14 protein-coding genes and 1 other RNA gene are annotated in these 16849 nt (G+C 38.7%); 1 reads left to right on the top strand and 14 read right to left on the bottom strand.

Annotation, left to right across the window (positions count from 1 at the left end; all coding sequences use genetic code 11):
- Nucleotides 1-253: 253 nt before the first annotated feature.
- Together BLS24_RS04555 and BLS24_RS04550 are read right to left on the bottom strand one after the other, a co-directional pair.
- On the bottom strand, nt 254-1561 hold the full coding sequence (locus BLS24_RS04555) for an MFS transporter (RefSeq protein WP_091756564.1): 1308 nt from the start codon (nt 1559-1561) through the stop codon (nt 254-256).
- 27 nt (nt 1562-1588) lie between these two features.
- Nucleotides 1589-3229, bottom strand: coding sequence for a CoA transferase (locus BLS24_RS04550; protein ID WP_091756561.1), 1641 nt, complete (start codon nt 3227-3229; stop codon nt 1589-1591).
- 528 nt (nt 3230-3757) lie between these two features.
- Here BLS24_RS04550 and BLS24_RS04545 point away from each other — a divergent pair.
- On the top strand, nt 3758-4645 hold the full coding sequence (locus tag BLS24_RS04545) for a DegV family protein (protein WP_091756559.1): 888 nt from the start codon (nt 3758-3760) through the stop codon (nt 4643-4645).
- Nucleotides 4646-4690: 45 nt separating this feature from the next.
- Here the strand turns inward: BLS24_RS04545 and BLS24_RS04540 are convergent, their stop codons facing one another.
- From BLS24_RS04540 to BLS24_RS04485, 12 genes are all read right to left on the bottom strand, one after another.
- Nucleotides 4691-4939 carry an HPr family phosphocarrier protein gene (locus BLS24_RS04540; protein ID WP_091756557.1) on the bottom strand — a complete coding sequence of 83 codons (249 nt, stop codon included), beginning with the start codon at nt 4937-4939 and terminating at the stop codon, nt 4691-4693.
- A gap of 128 nt (nt 4940-5067) precedes the next feature.
- Nucleotides 5068-6726 (bottom strand): putative bifunctional diguanylate cyclase/phosphodiesterase, encoded by a 1659-nt coding sequence (locus BLS24_RS04535; protein WP_091756554.1) that lies wholly within the window; start codon nt 6724-6726, stop codon nt 5068-5070.
- 139 nt (nt 6727-6865) lie between these two features.
- Nucleotides 6866-7144 (bottom strand): HU family DNA-binding protein, encoded by a 279-nt coding sequence (locus BLS24_RS04530; RefSeq protein WP_071176309.1) that lies wholly within the window; start codon nt 7142-7144, stop codon nt 6866-6868.
- Between the two features lie 144 nt (nt 7145-7288).
- The gene (locus BLS24_RS04525; RefSeq protein ID WP_071176310.1) at nt 7289-8548 is read right to left on the bottom strand and encodes a 6-phosphofructokinase; all 1260 of its coding nucleotides are present in this window, start codon (nt 8546-8548) and stop codon (nt 7289-7291) included.
- Nucleotides 8549-8615: 67 nt separating this feature from the next.
- Nucleotides 8616-9698, bottom strand: coding sequence for an endonuclease/exonuclease/phosphatase family protein (locus BLS24_RS04520; protein ID WP_091756552.1), 1083 nt, complete (start codon nt 9696-9698; stop codon nt 8616-8618).
- A gap of 74 nt (nt 9699-9772) precedes the next feature.
- A complete protein-coding gene (locus BLS24_RS04515) occupies nt 9773-9979 on the bottom strand; it encodes a hypothetical protein (RefSeq protein ID WP_091756550.1) in 207 nt (68 codons plus the stop codon).
- Nucleotides 9980-10019: 40 nt separating this feature from the next.
- A complete protein-coding gene (locus BLS24_RS04510; RefSeq protein ID WP_091756548.1) occupies nt 10020-11165 on the bottom strand; it encodes an AI-2E family transporter in 1146 nt (381 codons plus the stop codon).
- The gene (locus BLS24_RS04505; protein ID WP_242872229.1) at nt 11155-11988 is read right to left on the bottom strand and encodes a YihY/virulence factor BrkB family protein; all 834 of its coding nucleotides are present in this window, start codon (nt 11986-11988) and stop codon (nt 11155-11157) included. Before BLS24_RS04505 ends, BLS24_RS04510 begins: the two co-directional genes overlap by 11 nt.
- Before the next feature lie 57 nt (nt 11989-12045).
- Nucleotides 12046-12254, bottom strand: a non-coding RNA gene (ssrS, locus tag BLS24_RS04500) — 6S RNA.
- Nucleotides 12255-12373: 119 nt separating this feature from the next.
- Nucleotides 12374-14197, bottom strand: coding sequence for an aminopeptidase P family protein (locus BLS24_RS04495; protein WP_091756546.1), 1824 nt, complete (start codon nt 14195-14197; stop codon nt 12374-12376).
- 117 nt (nt 14198-14314) lie between these two features.
- A complete protein-coding gene (locus tag BLS24_RS04490; protein ID WP_091756544.1) occupies nt 14315-14797 on the bottom strand; it encodes a hypothetical protein in 483 nt (160 codons plus the stop codon).
- A 162-nt stretch (nt 14798-14959) separates the two neighbouring features.
- Nucleotides 14960-16714: a GDSL-type esterase/lipase family protein gene (locus BLS24_RS04485; protein ID WP_176764329.1), complete on the bottom strand. Its 1755-nt coding sequence runs from the start codon at nt 16712-16714 to the stop codon at nt 14960-14962.
- Nucleotides 16715-16849: the final 135 nt, after the last annotated feature.

The following is a 16849-nucleotide window of genomic DNA, read 5'->3' as shown; positions in this document are numbered from 1 at the left end:
AGTGATAAAGAGATTTTGTGTATGTACTGTATGTCAAGATACTTAAAATAAGACACAAAAGGACAAAGAATACTAAGCAGCCCAAAAAAATACTTCTTTTTAAAGGTTTGTTGTATGTCTTCATCCTTTTTGATCCTCAAATATAGCGTGGTTAATCTATCTTGTTTACATAAGTACACAGATAATTATACTATATTTCAGTAACTTATATTCCGTTTTTTATATAGCTTTTACAAACAATTTATCATTTATCTTAGTCATCAACATCGAAATGCTCTAAGATTTTTTCCTTCTTTGGCGGCTTAACATCTCCATGCTTGACCATCATCATTGTGCTAAATGCAAGGCAGGAAAATACCACTGCATAAGGGAACAATGTCCTGTATGAAACATGTTCAAGTAAAAAGCCTGATAATATTGGTGTTAGCACCTGAGCTGCCATTGAAAATGTGTAATAGGTTCCTGTGTATTTACCAATATCGCCTGCCCTACTCATCTCAACAACCATAGGATAAGAGTTTACATTTATTGCTGCCCAGCCAATTCCGATAAGGGCAAAAAAGATATTGATAGATGATGAATAAACCGGCATAAGAGCTGCTACAAAATAGCAGACAGTCATTATAACAACACCTACAAGTATAGTCTTTTTTCTTCCAACCTTTGATGAAATAAAGCCAATAGGAATATAGCTAAGTACTGCAGCAACTGTAGCTATGAGAAGTGTTCCTGCATATCCGTCCTGAAGATGCCATACCTCTTCAACATATCTGGTGTAGGCTGTTGTTACGGCATTGTAGGCCATATACCAAAAAGCAACTGATAAAAGGAGGAAAACCAGGCTCCTAAATACATCCTTTGGAAGCTTTGCGCCTTTTCCTTTATTTTCTTCCATATCAGATTCTATCTCTTCACCAAGAGAATGAAGTCCGCCCTCTTCTTCTATCTGCTTTTTGATCTTGTTTTCATTTATAGTTGCCACAAGGATCGCAACTGCAAGGAGCATCAAGATCACTATACTGAGCATAAGTGGCAGATAATTTGTATCTGCCTCATTTTCAGCACTCTTTAAAAGGACCATAGTCATAACAAGAGTAAATACTCCGCCAAGTGCACCCATAAGGTTGATGATGGCGTTACCCTGGCTTCGAAGTGGCGCAGGTGTAAGCTCTGGCATAAGTGAAACCGCTGGAGATCTATAGGTTCCCATGGCAATAAGGAGCACCAGCAAAATCACAACGAAAAATGGCAGATTACCTGATGGCTTTGCTACTAGTATCAGCACTGACAGAGCAGTTACTGCTACTAATGTTCCAACTACGATGTATGGAGTTCTTTTGCCAAATCTACTATCTGTCCTGTCTGACAGAACACCAAATATAGGTAAAAGAAACAGAGCTAGTATATTATCAAACGCCATGATAAAGCCTGTAGCTGTCTCTCCAAGATTGAAGTTGTACTTAAGTATTCTTGGAATCTCGTTGTCGTAGAACTGCCAGAATGCACAGATTGACATAAAGGCAAGTCCTATTAAAATAGTGCGCTTATAATTTAGTTTCATTTCCCCATTCTCCCAACATTTCTTATTTTAGTGTTTTTTCATTCTGAAGTCTTTGTGACCATCCGCAAACCACATATTCTTGGCTCTATATGGATTAGTCTCTTTGCCCGCGTTTGTGGCTGGTGTGGTAAAGTATACAGTTCCCACAGCTGTATCATCTACCTTAGTGTACACATCATCCCAAGTATTCATGGACATGTTGTTACATATAATGTACTTGTTAGAATCCATGGTGATCCTTCCACGTTTCTTTTCCCAAAGGTCAGTACATTCGTGAAGCCAATAGCCGCCTCTTGTAAGAGATGCTGTAACTGTATAGCTTCCACCTTCAGTAAGCTGCTTTTTGATGGCACTTACTACTCCTGCAAAAAGGATCATTCCAGGAATATAGTCAAGGGGTACGCCATTTAGATTAACTGGCTTTTTAAGGCTGCCGTTTCTGATGCTAAGACCTGTTATATCCTCTGCACATGGTGCCCATCCTGGTCTTGTATCCCAAACAGTATCTGAAAAGCACACAAGACTTCCATATATGACATTAGGATTTAATTTATGAATATCCTTCTCAGAAAGACCAAATTTATCAAGAGAGCCCTTCTGATAAGAACATATGACAACGTCAGCTTTCTTAACAAGCTCTTTTGCCTTCTTTAACTGTTCAGGAACATTAAAGTCAAGCTGAACGCTATTCTTGCCAGCCCAGCCGTCAAGCTCAAGCATAGCCTGCTCCTGTTCAACATACTTGCCTCTCCTGATCATCAGTACATCTGCGCCAGCTTCAGCTAAAAGCCTCGTACAGGCAGGTCCTGCAATGATATGAGTAAGGTCCAGAACTTTAAGCCCTGAAAGCGGTCCTCTCTTTTTCTCATAGATACCATATTTTTTCTTGGAGGTATTACTGATCCTAGTCAGTCTATAAAGTGGCATATCGCACACTGCCTTACCAACTTCGGATTCTTCCCACTCCTGTCTTGTCCTTAGCATGCAGCCGCAAGCTCCGTTTTCAAAGGTTTTTTCCTCAAGGTCAAGAGCCTCAAATTTCCTGACTGCCCTGCGAGTCCTTATTTTATCAAAGAAAAGAGATCCAAAGACAAATTTCTCAGGAGCCTTCTTGATTCCTAAGGTCTCCATCATTATTTTCTTTTGGGATTCATAATAGACATGAGCAGAGAACTTTCTGCCATCTTTGGTCTTGTACTTATAAAAAGAGCCATTTAAAGCATTATCAACTCTCATAGCTGAGTTATATCTTGCCTTTATAAACTCTCTGTTACCGGAATATGAACTCATATAAAGCCTTACAACCTGAAGACCAGCCATATCTACGTCGCAGATAATAGGCAGGTTCTCTTTTGAACCACTTCTGATATTGGCTATATCCTGCAAAAGAGCCTGATCAAGCGCAAGGATAGCCGCTGCAGGTCCAGTCTGAAGAACCCTTTCATCTTCATAGAGCCTTTTTACAGCCTTTTTACGAAGCGATAATAAAACCGGCTTTAATACACCTGGAAATGGATTGTTAGTGTGACATGCTTTTTGAATCTGCTTTTGCCTGGAATCAGACAGATTAAAGATAACTTTTGAATCAACTTCTACATCGAGCCTGTCAAGAAGATCTGCATAGCACATTATTGCCTGAAGAGCCTTCTTCCCCATAACTTTACTCATGCATTTACCCCTTCATAAGTGATTGTGATTGATTATTCGATATCCTTTTATATTATACCATCTCATTATCCATAAAAAAACACAATGTAAAAGGCGGGCATCCATTGTTTCAATGAACACCCGCCCTTACTTCTGCTTTTCCAAGGGTCGTTTCCTCTTCTTTCTGCATTCTTCAAATGCTCTTATATTTTAAATCACATCCTTTAGCGACTCCTTGACATCCCTAGGCTAATGTGAAGCATCGCCACCGTCGCTGTTGATGTCAGTCGCCTCGATAACCGTTGCTCGTCTTTGATGAAGCTTAGCCATCTCGACTGCTTTGGTTTTTCTTCTGTGTGATTGTATATATAATATAACATGTACGATAAAGTTTGTCAACAACTTGAAAGAATTGTTTTTGTTTTCAGACAATTCAGACGATTCCTGTATTTATGGGAATCAAATTTCCATACTATTTTATTTGCTACAAAAGTAATTATAATGTATGATATTTTTTGAAGATTTATATATAAATAAAGGGGTTTTATTATGAGCGAATATATTATCAGTTGCTGTTCTACAGCAGACTTAACAGCTGAGCATTTTACACAAAGAGATATCCACTATATTTGCTTTCATTTTGAACTTGACGGCAAGGAATATCCTGATGATCTAGGACAGTCTATCTCTTTTGAAGATTTCTACAGTCAGATGGCTAAAGGAGCCATGACCAGAACATCTCAGGTTGGCGTCGGTGAATATGTTGAATATTTTGAATCCTTCCTCAAAGAAGGAAAAGATGTGCTTCATCTTACACTTAGTTCCGGAATCTCTGGAACACTTAACTCTGCTACTATCGCAAGAGACCAGCTCAAAGAAAAGTATCCAGAGAGAAAGCTTTATGTAGTTGATTCACTTGCAGCTTCATCTGGCTTTGGTCTTCTCACAAATAAGCTTGCTGATCTTCGTGATCAGGGAATGGGAATCGACGAGTTGTATGAATGGGTGATCGAGCACAGACTTGAGTGCCAGCACTGGTTCTTTGTATCAGATCTTAGCTATCTCGTTAGAGGTGGCCGAGTATCAAAGGTTGCAGGCACGATTGGAAGTGTCCTTAACATTTGCCCTCTTATGAACGTAGATTACCAGGGACATCTTATTGTTAGATCTAAGGTAAGAGGTAAATCAGCCGTTATGAAGGCACAGGTTCAGAAGATGATCGAACTTGCTGAGAATGGCAAAGATTACGATGGAGATTGCTACATTTCTAATTCAGCTTGCTATGAAGATGCTAGAAAAGTTGCAGATATGGTCGAAGAAACTTTCCCTAAGCTTAAAGGTAAAGTTAAGATATTTAGCATCGGTACTACTATTGGTAGTCACACAGGCCCAGGAACAGTTGCATTATTCTTCTGGGGAAATAAAAGACTTGATTGATCCAATAATTAAAGCAAACAAAAAACCGCCAATATGGCGGTTTTTTTATTCTGCTAAAAGCAGGTTATGTGTATCATAATCCTTGATCAGATTAGTGATCTTCTTGTCATCCCCAATCACTGTAACATCAAGTGGTCTGTAAAGATTAAGTGATAAAAGACCAACTATTGATTTGCCATCAATAAAACTGTGTCCGTCCTGAACATCAATCTCACATGAAGATTTTGAATTCATGTTGATGAACTGAACAATCTGTGACTTGCATCCTAATGAAACCTTAACCTCTTTTTTCATAATTTTCCCCTTTTTCTCATAAGTCATCGCAGTACCGATAGAAAAAACAACAGATTAAATGATAGCACTGTGTGAACAAATTGTGAACAGGGATATTCTAAACTTTCTATAAAGTTTTTATTATAAAATTACGAATAAAACTTCTTTTCAAGACGCTTATCAAAGTCATCCTTAGGCATTGGGTTATCATAAAGAAATCCTTGAACCACGTGGCACCCAACATGCATAAGCAGTTCAGACTGATTTTCTCTTTCAACACCTTCAGCAATAACATCTATATTAAGTTCTTTGGCCATGCTTATGATGTTCCTTAGAACGATCTCATCGTTTCTTGTAAGAGTTTCACTTGTAATAAAGGACCTATCAATCTTGATGGTCTTTACAGGGAAATCTCTAAGAGTTGAAAGGGATGAATAGCCTGTACCAAAGTCATCAATTGAAGTTGCGATGTTCATTTCCCTAAGTTTAGTAAGGAAAGCTGTCATAAGAGCTCTCTCATCTTCACTTGAAGTCTCTGTAACTTCAATCTCAATGAAGCTTCGCTCTATACCAGCTTCATCTATGATTCTTCCTATCTCTTTTGCAAGGTGCTTGTAGCTTAAGTCTCTTCTTGAGAAATTAACAGATACCGGAACAGGGATCATTCCTTTATCCATCCAATCCTTAACAAAAGCACAGGTTTTCTTTAAAACATAAAGGTCAAGAGATGCTACCATTCCTTCCTGTTCAAGGATCGGTACAAACTCTGTAGGATATAAAACCACGCCGTTACAAAACCACCTAGAAAGTGCCTCTGCTCCAATTATCTCTCCGGTAATAGTATCTACCTTTGGCTGAAGATAGATTCTAAACTCATCATTAGCTAGAGCTTCTTCATACCTTTCTTCTATCTGCTTTTGCCTGTATATTCTGGTACTCATAGCCTTATTCACAAATACATAAGGCTTATTGGCGACGTTTTTGGCATAGCTACAAGCCATAGTAGCTCTGGAAATAAGCTGTCCTGGCTCTTTGAATGACTCATCTACAGCATACACTCCTATAACTGCAGCAATTGAAAAGTCTTCTCTTTTGTCATTCTTTATTCCATAAACAGGAACATTAGAAAGGAAATCTAGGAACTCATTTGTTCTGTCCTTTTTAATAAGAGCTGCAAAATTGTCACCGCCAAAGTGAGATATTATCTCATCCTTTGCACAGAATTCTTTGAGCTTTCTAGCATACCTTTTCATGATCTGATCGCCTTCAGCAAGTCCATATCTTCTGCTGATAAGGCCATAGCTCTTTAAATTAAATGCAAAGGAATCATACTCATAAATAGTTCCGCTCTCCATTTTAGAGATAGCAAACTGAATGAAACCTCCTGAATTAGGAAGTCCTGTAAGATACTGAGTAAGCGCACTCTTTTCCACGATCTTGGAAAGGAGAAATCGCTCCATATGAAATGATAATATATCTATAACAACTGCAAAACTCTTGTACTGTTCTTCACTCCAGGATTTATCGCCATAAAGATAGATGTTATAAGATATACTCTTTTTTTCTCCCATTGGATGCTTGAACAGATATGCTGGAACCTCTTTCTCAGGAACAGGTCCAAATAAAGAAATGACCGTATCTGGTTCTCCTGCGCTATCTGATCCTGGTGCACTAGAAACGATCGCAACGATGGAACGAAGCGAAAAATCCTTGGCAATATCAGAAAGGGCCCCAGGTGAGATCTCAGGAGTCACATCCTCTTCAGATAATATCTGTACAAAGTTTTCAAAGCTTTTCTCGAATGTCATAGCATCCTTCCTTCATAAAAAAATTCATATATATACAACATAATCTTATTAAAAAACAAACTTTTTTTCAACAGCATTAGTTTTTTATGCATCGAAAAAGGCTGTATCAAATTGATACAGCCTTCAATCTCATAAAAAATTACTTCTTGTTTACAAGATCCTTAAGTGCCTTACCAGCCTTGAACTTAGGTGCTACAGATGCAGGAATCTTGATTGCAGCGCCAGTCTGAGGATTCTTACCTGTTCTAGCAGCTCTCTTTGTTGTCTCGAATGTACCGAAACCAACAAGCTGAACCTTTCCCTTCTTCTTAAGCTCCTTAGTTACTGTCTCTGTGAAAGCATTAAGTGCTGCAGCAGCGTCCTTCTTTGAAAGTCCTGCCTCCTTAGCGATTGCATCGATAAGTTCTGTCTTGTTCATGTAATTTTCCCTCCAAAAAGAAATATTTTATTACAAAGCCCATTTTACCATGTTTTTTTGCACTTAACAACACTTAAACATAGAAAAATGGCGGTTTTTTTTAAAAAACCGCCATTTTTTATTAGATTTTTCCTAACTTTGACCTTATAAGATATCCTGGAAACCAGGTCTATACAAATGTCTAGGAATACCATCAACCATGATAGGTCCTACATCGCCCTGAATAAGAGGTCTTACATATGTAATGAACTCATTTGTTACATATGTGCCGTCCTTGCTGATCCACTCTCTTGGAACAGTACGCTCATCATTAGCGATCTTGTGAACATCCTTAACCTCTGTACCAGCCTGATAAGGATCATCTGAAAGTCTCTCAAGTACAACCATCTTGCCGCTATCACCTTCATCTGCGGCCTTCATAGCTGCACCACCAACCTCATAAGCTTCAAGGATATCAACACGTGATGCACAATGGCTTGCAGCTCTCTGAAGAGTTGAAAGCTCGATGGCACGTGTCTTGCATCCGCATTCTGCAGAAACAATGTTGCAGAGGTACCTAGCTGTACCTGTAAGCTGTTTGTGACCAAAAGCATCAACATACTCTACTGATTTGTCCATATCACTTACATACTTACCATCTTTAGTTCTGATACCTTCTGAAACAGCTATAACTATAGATGCCTTAGTCTTAAGAAGAGCTTTGATTTTCTTAATGAATGCATCCATATCAAATGGAATCTCAGGAAGATAGATTGCATCCGGTCCATCACAGTCCTCGCCTTTAGCAAGAGCTGTAGCGCCAGTAAGCCATCCAGCATTTCTTCCCATTACCTCCACAATAATAACCTGTCCGTGACTGGTTTCAAGAGACCAGCTATCTCTTATTATCTCTTTTACTGAAGTACCGATGTACTTGGCTGCTGAGCCATAACCAGGAGTGTGATCGGTAAGGGCCAGATCGTTATCGATCGTCTTAGGGCATCCAACAAATCGAATATCTGAACCTGAAATGATCGCATAATCTGACAACTTCTTGATGGTATCCATAGAATCATTACCACCGATGTAGATAAAGCAATCGATCTCAAGCTTTGCGAGAATATCAAAGATCTTCTCGTAGATTTCTTTACTCTCAAAAATTTCGGGAAGTTTGTACCTGCACGAACCAAGATACGCTGAAGGTGTTCTCTTAAGAAGCTCGATATCAAGTCCGCTCTGAATGTGATCAGAAAGATCTACATATCTCCCTTCCATAAGACCCTGGACGCCATGGATCATTCCGTAAACCTTATTGTATCCACGGTCAATGGCGGTTCTATAAACTCCGGCAAGTGAAGAGTTGATAGCCGCCGTAGGTCCCCCCGACTGTCCAACAATTACGTTTCGTTTCTTTTTCTGTACCATTTCTCCTGTCCCCTTTCATGAGATGTCTTATCCCCTATTATATGCGAAAAACCGTACACTGTCACTATTATTTCAGTGTGATCTCAACGCATAATGGATTGTGGTCAGAGTACACAAAATCTGTACTTATCGTATTAATATCGTGAACCTCAATGTTGTCAGAAATAATAAAACCATCTATAACGTAATATTGAAAACATTCCGGATCTTTATCCTGTGCTGAAACAAGTGGCTTATCCAAGGATCTGCATGTAGGAATACTTGTATCTGTCATAAACTTAAGTCTGTCATCGAAATCTTTTACATCTATGACTCCCGCTTCCCAGGTTCCCTTATGAAGTGGATAAGCGCTTAGATCCGTATTAGAAAATCCCTGATTAAAATCTCCTCCTGCTATTACATAATTTCCTTTATCAAGCTCTGATTCCAAAAGATCCTTTACGACCTTTGTCTGCTCTATCCTGCCTTCGCCATCGTCATAAGCATCAAGATGAAGGTTTATAAGAACTAGCTCTTTGTCTGAATTTTTGATAGGAAGTCTTGATACCTCCAGGCATCTTTTGAGATTTACTGTTCTAAGTGGCCAGCTAAAGGGACAAGGAAGCTTAACTCTTGTGCACTCAGAAACATCATACTTACTAAACACACCTATACCTGCATTGACCTTCCCTATAGGAGGAACAGGCATAGGAATAAAAGATACCACATAGTTGTAGGCAAAAGCTCTTTCATTACTAACTGCGTCTATATCTGCAAACTGTCTGATATATTCAAACTCATCAAAATAATGGGATCTGGTAGAATATCTGTCTACCTCCTGAAGCATCAAAATGTCTGGCTTTTGTTCATTTATAACTTTGGTCATACCATTTAAGTTATATTCAACTCTTCCCTCGTCAGCGGTGCTTACCATCTTGCCGCCGTCCATAAAAAAGTCTGCGTTGTCTCCAAGAGCTCCATAACCAATGTTCCAGGTCATGATAACTATAGGTTCTCCAGTCAAGAGAGTTTCTTCACTTTCTCCATCAACCATGAGGTACTCAAGATCCTGTGGATCATACTCATCAATTGTCAAAAAACCTATGACAGTTCCCAGCATGAGAGCCAACATGAATATAGCAATGCCAGCACACTTTAAAAATTTCTTCATAAAACCCTTTCTATTATGATTTTAGTCAATAAAAGCACCTGCTAGAAAAAGCAGATGCTTTATGTGACTATATCTTAAAAATCTTCCTCAAGAGCAATCTTTCTCCCATGGGATTTGCCAAGGCCATAAGCAATTGAAGCGATAAGGATCACACTAACTGCTGCAATGGCGCATCCAATAAGAAGCTTCTTCTGATCCTCATCGAAGCCCTCCCAGATTTCAAGCCCTTTATCTATCTTATCCTTTGCAAAGCTGATTGCTGCATCTAAGAATTCTGTCATAGCCCCCTCCTATAGACATGAATGTTCTGTGCTCACTATACTATATATTGTACCTCTTAGCCTTTCTTTCCTCAAGTTTTTTTAGTATGAAATCCTTCCATATGAAGTCAAAAATAGCTGCAAATGGAATAGCCAAAAGGATTCCTACTACGCCAAAAAGCCTTCCACCAAGTATGATGGAGATAAGTATCATAAGTGGTGACACACCAAGGCTCTCTCCAAACAGCCTTGGCTTCAATATATATCCATCAACTGTCTGAAGGATAATGGTAAATACAAGGAACCATAAAGCGTACCATGGATTAACAAGTACAAGGATGAATCCACCGATAACAGCACCAACTATAGGGCCAAAGGTTGGTGCAAGGTTTGTAATACCAACGATAACAGAAATAAGCACCGCATAAGGCATTCCTGCTATCAGCATGTAGATTGCATTTACAACACCTACGATAAGACCATCAATAATGTCAAAGCTGATATATCTGATAAGGATCTTATTGCATTTATCTAAAAACTCTCCGGAGCTTTTGTAGGTCTTTTCCTTGAGGATAAGCTCCATAAGTCTTGAAATACCGTGGATGATCCTCTTCTTGTCCAGTAAAAGATATATTGCAAGGATAAAAGAAATAACAACATCAAATACATTCTTACCAGCACTTACAGAGCTATTAACGATGCCCTCCATATTGTCAGTAAACAGACCGCCGATATTCTCTAATACTTTGTTTACAATATTGGCAAGACCACTGAACTCAGAGCTCAAAACACCGTTTTCGTGAGCTTTTTCAAACTGTTCAATGAGCTTTTGTGAAGACTCCACATAGCTTCCAATATTAGAAACAAAGGTTGTGATACTGTCTACTATCTGAGGTATAAGTGCCACAAAAAGTAGCACCACAGCAGCGATTATAACTATGATAGCTGTTGCAACAGATAGCTTCCATCTTGTCTTTTCACTCTTGATCTTCTTGTATATAGAAGTTTCAAAGAGCTTGGATAATGGATCAAAGATATAAGCTATGACGCAGCCTACTACTACTGGCTTTATAAATCCAAATATACTATTTATCCCATCCAGGATCACTGAAAAATGTGAAAGCAGCATGTACAGCACAACTGCCGAACAAGTTGCGATAGTATAAGATACCCATCTTTTTTTGAACCACTTACTGTTAAACTTCATAATCCCTCCGACCAAATTCATCAAAAAATCTGTTGATAAAGGCCCCTATAAAGAAAATATAGAAGCAAAAATATAACCAAAACATCATGACAACCGGAGTTGCCAGGCTACCATAAAGCGAATAGTTATCAGTCTTATTGACGTAAATTGAAAAGAGCCAGGAAAACACATACCATACAACTGCCGAAAAGATCGCACCAGGAAGCTGATGAACAAACTTTATCTTGGTGCTTGGTACATAAGTATATATTAACGCAAATAACAAAATTGCAATACCTATAACTAGTACAAATCTAAAATTGATCAAAAACGACATCACATAGCTAAAGGTTGGAGAAGCACTTACTATAAGGTCTTCTAGAACATTTCCAAATACCATGAGGATCAACATAGTCACAAGGACAACTGCCATAACAACAGTATAAAGAGCTGCAATAAGCCTAAGGTATACATAATTTCTGCGCTCATTTACGTCATAGATGCAGTTAAGCCCTCTGATAAGAGCCAACATACCAAGAGATCCTGACCAAAGTGCAATGATAGCCGTAAGAGAAAGTATGCCTGTCCCCTGATTGTAAGTCTCATCCACAAGCCTTATCAAAATATCATTGGCAAAATCAGGAGTTACCTCTACTACCGCTCTTACCAGATCATTTTCCGTAAGATTCGTATATGGCAAGATCGATGTAAATAATAAAAGTAGTGGAATGAGTGAAAGAATAAAGAAAAATGCTGTACTACTTGCAAAGGCTGGAATATTCTTTTTTTGCATTTTTTCTGAAAAATCTTTGCCCATTGCATAGAGCGCAGCTAAAGCGTTCATATTACCCCCTAAAATGGAAAAAGCAGCCATGATCAAATGACTGCTTTTATTTCCTAAAATAACCCCAAAATGCCGGTTCCTGTTATTTGACTCCTAGCTAACGCCAGGTGGGTTACCGCAACTATGATCTCTGCCTCCCTCTCCCATAGCTGGTCTGCGCATGCGCAGGGCCGAAGGTGTGACATCAAAGATAGCAATGTAGGATTCCCGTTTAAAGTAACTGTAGGTTCAAATTACGCAGGAGTTGTCGGACATCCCAGGAGAAATACATTAGTACTTCTAACTATTATTATATTCAACAAGCGGCTTTTTTCAAGCTATAGCGCCATCTTTTCACATTTATTTTAGGAATCTTAAATAGTTCTATATAAATAATTATCGTAGATCAGATCTCTCTTGTAGCCTCTTTTAACCAGTCAAGAACTGCTTCATCCTTGATAAATGGGCTGATCTTGTTATATACAGCCTTGTGATAAGCATTGAGCTGTTCTACACTCTTAGCGTCCATGTACTTCTTGTCGATAGCTTCAAGATCGATAGGCACATAAGTAAGATGCTCAAATCCGAAGAACTTACCAGCCTCTGTCTCACATCTATCTACTACTTCTACGATATTCTCAATACGAATACCATGGCTACCCTCAACATATACGCCTGGCTCATCAGATACGATCATACCAGGTAAAAGAGCCTGCTCGTCAGCACCCTTTGCAAATCTCCATCTGATGTTGTGAGGTCCTTCATGTACATTTAACATGTAGCCGATTCCGTGACCAGTTCCATGGTTGTAATCAAGACCAATGTTCCAAAGTGGAGCTCTTGCAAATGTATCTACGTTTCTGCCTGTGCAGCCTTCCATAAAGTTTGCTGCTGCAAGATTAAGCATACCACTTACAGTTGCTGTGTAGTGCTTCTTGATCTCATCTGAGATCTCTCCAACAACGATAGTTCTGGTAACATCTGTTGTACCACCCATATATGTAGCACCTGAATCTACAAGGAGCATGCCCTCAGCCTTAACTTCAGCTGCGTTATCTTCTGTTGCCTCATAGTGTGCCATAGCTGCATTTGCATTGTAAGCACTGATAGTAGGGAATGAAAGTTCAATAAAGCCAGGAAGTTCTGCTCTCATGCCATCAAGCTTCATTGCTGCTGTGTACTCAGTCATAGGTACTTTACCTACGTTCTGTTTTACCCAGTAGATAAACTCTGTGAGCTTAGCGCTATCTTTTACATATACTTCTCTGATGTTCTTAAGCTCTGTCTCATTCTTTACAGCCTTCATAAGCTCAGTTGGATTGTACTTGTCCACAAGCTTAACGCCGCAGTCAGCTGCTTTCTTATTAAGAGTCTTGTAGGTAAGGAAATTAGTGTTTCTCTTATCGTAAAGAACATCTCCATCAAACTTAACAGTTTCAAGGAAAGAAGTTAATTCATGATAATCCTTTAATGCAATACCTACTTTATCGCAGTAAGCCTTTACGTCAGCTGTTACCTCTTTTGACTGAACAAAGAGCACGAACTGATCCATTGTGATATATGCGTATGAAAGAGCTACTGGATTGCACTCTACATCATTTCCACGAAGATTTGTAAGCCACATGATATCATCAAGCTTACTTAAGAGATGAGCTTTTGTGCCATACTCTTCCATCTTCTTTCTAACATCAGAGAGCTTTTCCTTAAATGACTTGCCGCAAAGCTCGTCGCTAAGCACGTACATGTCATGGCAAGGAAGCTCTGGTCTGTCTGTCCAAACATCCTCAGCAAGGTCCTTATCGATCTTAAATCTTACTCCCTTGTCTGAAAGCTTCTTTTCAAGGTCTTCTCCGATGCTTGTAGAAATAACTCTTCCGTCAAAACCAAGTGTCTGTCCACTCTTCATATTCTTTTCAAGATATTCTGCAATAGTTGGAACTCCAGGATTCATCATTTTGAAAAGAACTACATCTGTTCCCTTCATCTGATTCTCAGCCTGAATGAAGTATCTACCATCCGTCCACATTCCAGCTTCATCCTTAGATACAACCAGGGTACCGTTTGATCCATCAAATCCGCAAAAATACTCTCTTACCTTAAAAAAGTCTGCAGAGTACTCTGAATTATGGAAGTCAGATGTAGGCATCATATAGTAATCTACTGAAAGCTCAGCCATCTTCTTGCGTAAATTTGCAAGTCTTCCCTTTATTTCTGTGTTTTCATACGCCATTTTAAAATTCCTCCTATGTAAAGATCTGTTAATACAAATCCTACCTGCAAAAAATCCTACTTGCGCCCATAAGCACAAATAGGATTGTATCACTAATTCAATATATTGTCATGGTATTTAAATGGCTGTTTTCTCATCAAAACTGCTCAGATACTGTATCGCTGCTCTCTTGTCCTTTCTGATCTGAATTCTATTTAATAAAACGTAAAATACAGGAAACATGATTCCAAGACAAAAAGCTACAAAAGAGGTCAGAAGCCCAAATAAAATATCCAGTGGAACAAATGGGACAATATACCATACTATCTTGCCTGTCTTAATGGCTACACGCACTGCGTTTACAAATCCTCCACCTATGGAATAAACAATGCCAGCCAGCGCTCCGAATAAAAGAATATATCCAAGCAGTACATATTCACCAAAAAGCTTATTGACTAAAGCTGGAACAACAGTAATATCGAGGATCGTCACAATTACAGACATAGCTATAGAGGCTGTGTTTCTACGAAGCCTTACCTTAGCATCATCGTAGACTTTTTTGGCATAAACCGCATCGTCAAAGACCATTTCATCAAATATCCTTGCTTTAGTCTTTGCCATTTTTGTAATCCTCCTAATGTATATATCTCAAGCTTAAATGTAATTCTTCACGTGAAAATATTAACATTAGTCGTAATGATTTACAAGATTATTTTACTTTTTGCTTAATTTTTATTAATAACTCAGAAATATTCTTAATATCATTAATATATCATTCCGAATTTAGTGAACAGGATGCACCTCAACATCAGATGGAAGCTCCTTTCCCGTATCTCCTGTCCCTTCTATGAATAGTGAAAGTGTAGAATATACCTCAACTCTTGAAATATACTCCCCTTCTGCGAGCCTATACTTTTCGTTTCTTACAGATTCATTAACATGATCTGCAATACTTCTAGCGCCATATATTTTAAACCCTGATTCATAAAACCTTTTTTCGCATTCACTAAGAGAAATATCTCTTTTCGTAATGTCTTTTTCCAAGTACCTGATGATAAAGCTTGCAAATTCCCTATAAGTCAAAGGATCATCTGGTCTAAATAAAAGGTTTCCACTTTCGTCTTTTGCGATAGTTTCTGGATCGATCAAATTGCCATCATAAAGAGCCTGCACATAGCCAGCGTCCCAGTCAAGCTCATTTATGTCAGCATATTCATTTAAATATGGTCTCTTACCTGCAAGCCTAAAGGCCTTAAACATGACCATTAAAAGCTGTGCTCTTGGCATGACAGCATATGGATGAAGATGCATGACGCACGGGTCTAATAGTCCATATCTAAAGGCTTTCTTTATACCTTCATATTCAGGAATCCCCACGGTATCAACAAATGGAGGCTCTATGCTAAACACATCCTTTGAAGGAAGCTCTTTTGGAATGTCCTTGGTATCAGTATCAGGAGTAAATAAGCTATCCTCCTCTATCTTTGAAAAGTACTTTTCATCAAGCTTTTCCTTGATACTATTTAAGAAAAAATCAGCAATGAGAACTGCTCCATACTCATTCGTATGGGTGATATCGCCCTTTATAAAGTAATCCCTTGCCCTATCTCCATATTCTATCCATTTCTTAAAGGTATAGTCGTGGAGATCAACAAGGATCGTATCAGTCTCCTTTGCCGCCTTGTAACAAGCCTTTGAATACTGATCAAGCATTGAATAAAACTTTCCGAATTCATCCTTACCTGGAATCCTGCTGATCGGAGTGCAAAGAACCGGTATTGCTCCAAAACTTCTAACTTCTTCTATATATCTTTTAAGATTTTCCTCATACCCTCCAAAGGCAGCCAGGTTTCTCCTCTTTTGATCGTTATGCCCAAACTGGATCAAAAATAGATCTCCCTTTTTCATGAGCTCTTTTGCTATATCATAGTGACCATCATCCCTAAAGCAGTTTGAGGTCATTCCTGAATGAGCAAGGTTACATACTGCGGCATGATTCGCAGCTCTTGAAATAGTCTGGGCCCAGCCAGCACAGCTTCCATATGGGAAATAAGGATTTCCAGCATTTTGATCTGTAAGGGTTGAATCTCCTGCTACCCAGATAATAGGCACTTCTTCCCTTGTGATACTGACATTTACCTTTACTTTTGGATCATCAGTCCCTGCTCCTGTAAAGCTCACAAATATAACCTTGTCATTACATCTCTTTGGCGAAAGAGCTGGAATATACGGAGTTACAGCAACATAGAATTCTTTTTTATAGGCTTCGTTATTGCCCACAGATATATTGATATTTCTCTCTATCATATTCCTTCTACCAGCAAAAAGAGTCATGTTCTCAATATCTCTTTTGCCAGGCTTAAGTTCGAAGGTAACCTTATAGGTTCCAAATTCTGAAACCTCATATCTTAAGATAGTAACTTTTCTTCCTGCAATTTCTTCTTTGGCAGGCTCTACCTCAAATCTTCTATCGTTCCAGCCACCGTTTTTCAGTGCAAGTTCAGCATCTGTTGATGAATTATCGTTTTGCTTTTTCATTTTTACTCCCATGGATAAAATTGTAATACTCATAGCTTACTCTAAAGTGCCAGTCAAAAGAAACTTCTTTATGCAGGAATAATGGTCATTTTCGTCCATTTATAGCATCTTTTTAAGAATACAACCTTTTTGTTG

Source organism: Butyrivibrio sp. INlla18 (assembly GCF_900103635.1).
Taxonomy (GTDB): domain Bacteria; phylum Bacillota; class Clostridia; order Lachnospirales; family Lachnospiraceae; genus Butyrivibrio.
Note: the sequence above shows the minus strand (reverse complement) of the source record. Positions and strands in the feature narration are given on the sequence as shown.

Bases quoted from the DNA above. Each gene is read 5' to 3' on its own strand.
- BLS24_RS04555 (WP_091756564.1), bottom strand. From the start codon at position 1,561: ATGAAACTAAATTATAAGCGCACTATTTTAATAGGACTTGCCTTTATG.
- BLS24_RS04550 (WP_091756561.1), bottom strand. From the start codon at position 3,229: ATGAGTAAAGTTATGGGGAAGAAGGCTCTTCAGGCAATAATGTGCTAT.
- BLS24_RS04545 (WP_091756559.1), top strand. From the start codon at position 3,758: ATGAGCGAATATATTATCAGTTGCTGTTCTACAGCAGACTTAACAGCT.
- BLS24_RS04540 (WP_091756557.1), bottom strand. From the start codon at position 4,939: ATGAAAAAAGAGGTTAAGGTTTCATTAGGATGCAAGTCACAGATTGTT.
- BLS24_RS04535 (WP_091756554.1), bottom strand. From the start codon at position 6,726: ATGACATTCGAGAAAAGCTTTGAAAACTTTGTACAGATATTATCTGAA.
- BLS24_RS04530 (WP_071176309.1), bottom strand. From the start codon at position 7,144: ATGAACAAGACAGAACTTATCGATGCAATCGCTAAGGAGGCAGGACTT.
- BLS24_RS04525 (WP_071176310.1), bottom strand. From the start codon at position 8,548: ATGGTACAGAAAAAGAAACGAAACGTAATTGTTGGACAGTCGGGGGGA.
- BLS24_RS04520 (WP_091756552.1), bottom strand. From the start codon at position 9,698: ATGAAGAAATTTTTAAAGTGTGCTGGCATTGCTATATTCATGTTGGCT.
- BLS24_RS04515 (WP_091756550.1), bottom strand. From the start codon at position 9,979: ATGACAGAATTCTTAGATGCAGCAATCAGCTTTGCAAAGGATAAGATA.
- BLS24_RS04510 (WP_091756548.1), bottom strand. From the start codon at position 11,165: ATGAAGTTTAACAGTAAGTGGTTCAAAAAAAGATGGGTATCTTATACT.
- BLS24_RS04505 (WP_242872229.1), bottom strand. From the start codon at position 11,988: ATGAACGCTTTAGCTGCGCTCTATGCAATGGGCAAAGATTTTTCAGAA.
- BLS24_RS04495 (WP_091756546.1), bottom strand. From the start codon at position 14,197: ATGGCGTATGAAAACACAGAAATAAAGGGAAGACTTGCAAATTTACGC.
- BLS24_RS04490 (WP_091756544.1), bottom strand. From the start codon at position 14,797: ATGGCAAAGACTAAAGCAAGGATATTTGATGAAATGGTCTTTGACGAT.
- BLS24_RS04485 (WP_176764329.1), bottom strand. From the start codon at position 16,714: ATGAAAAAGCAAAACGATAATTCATCAACAGATGCTGAACTTGCACTG.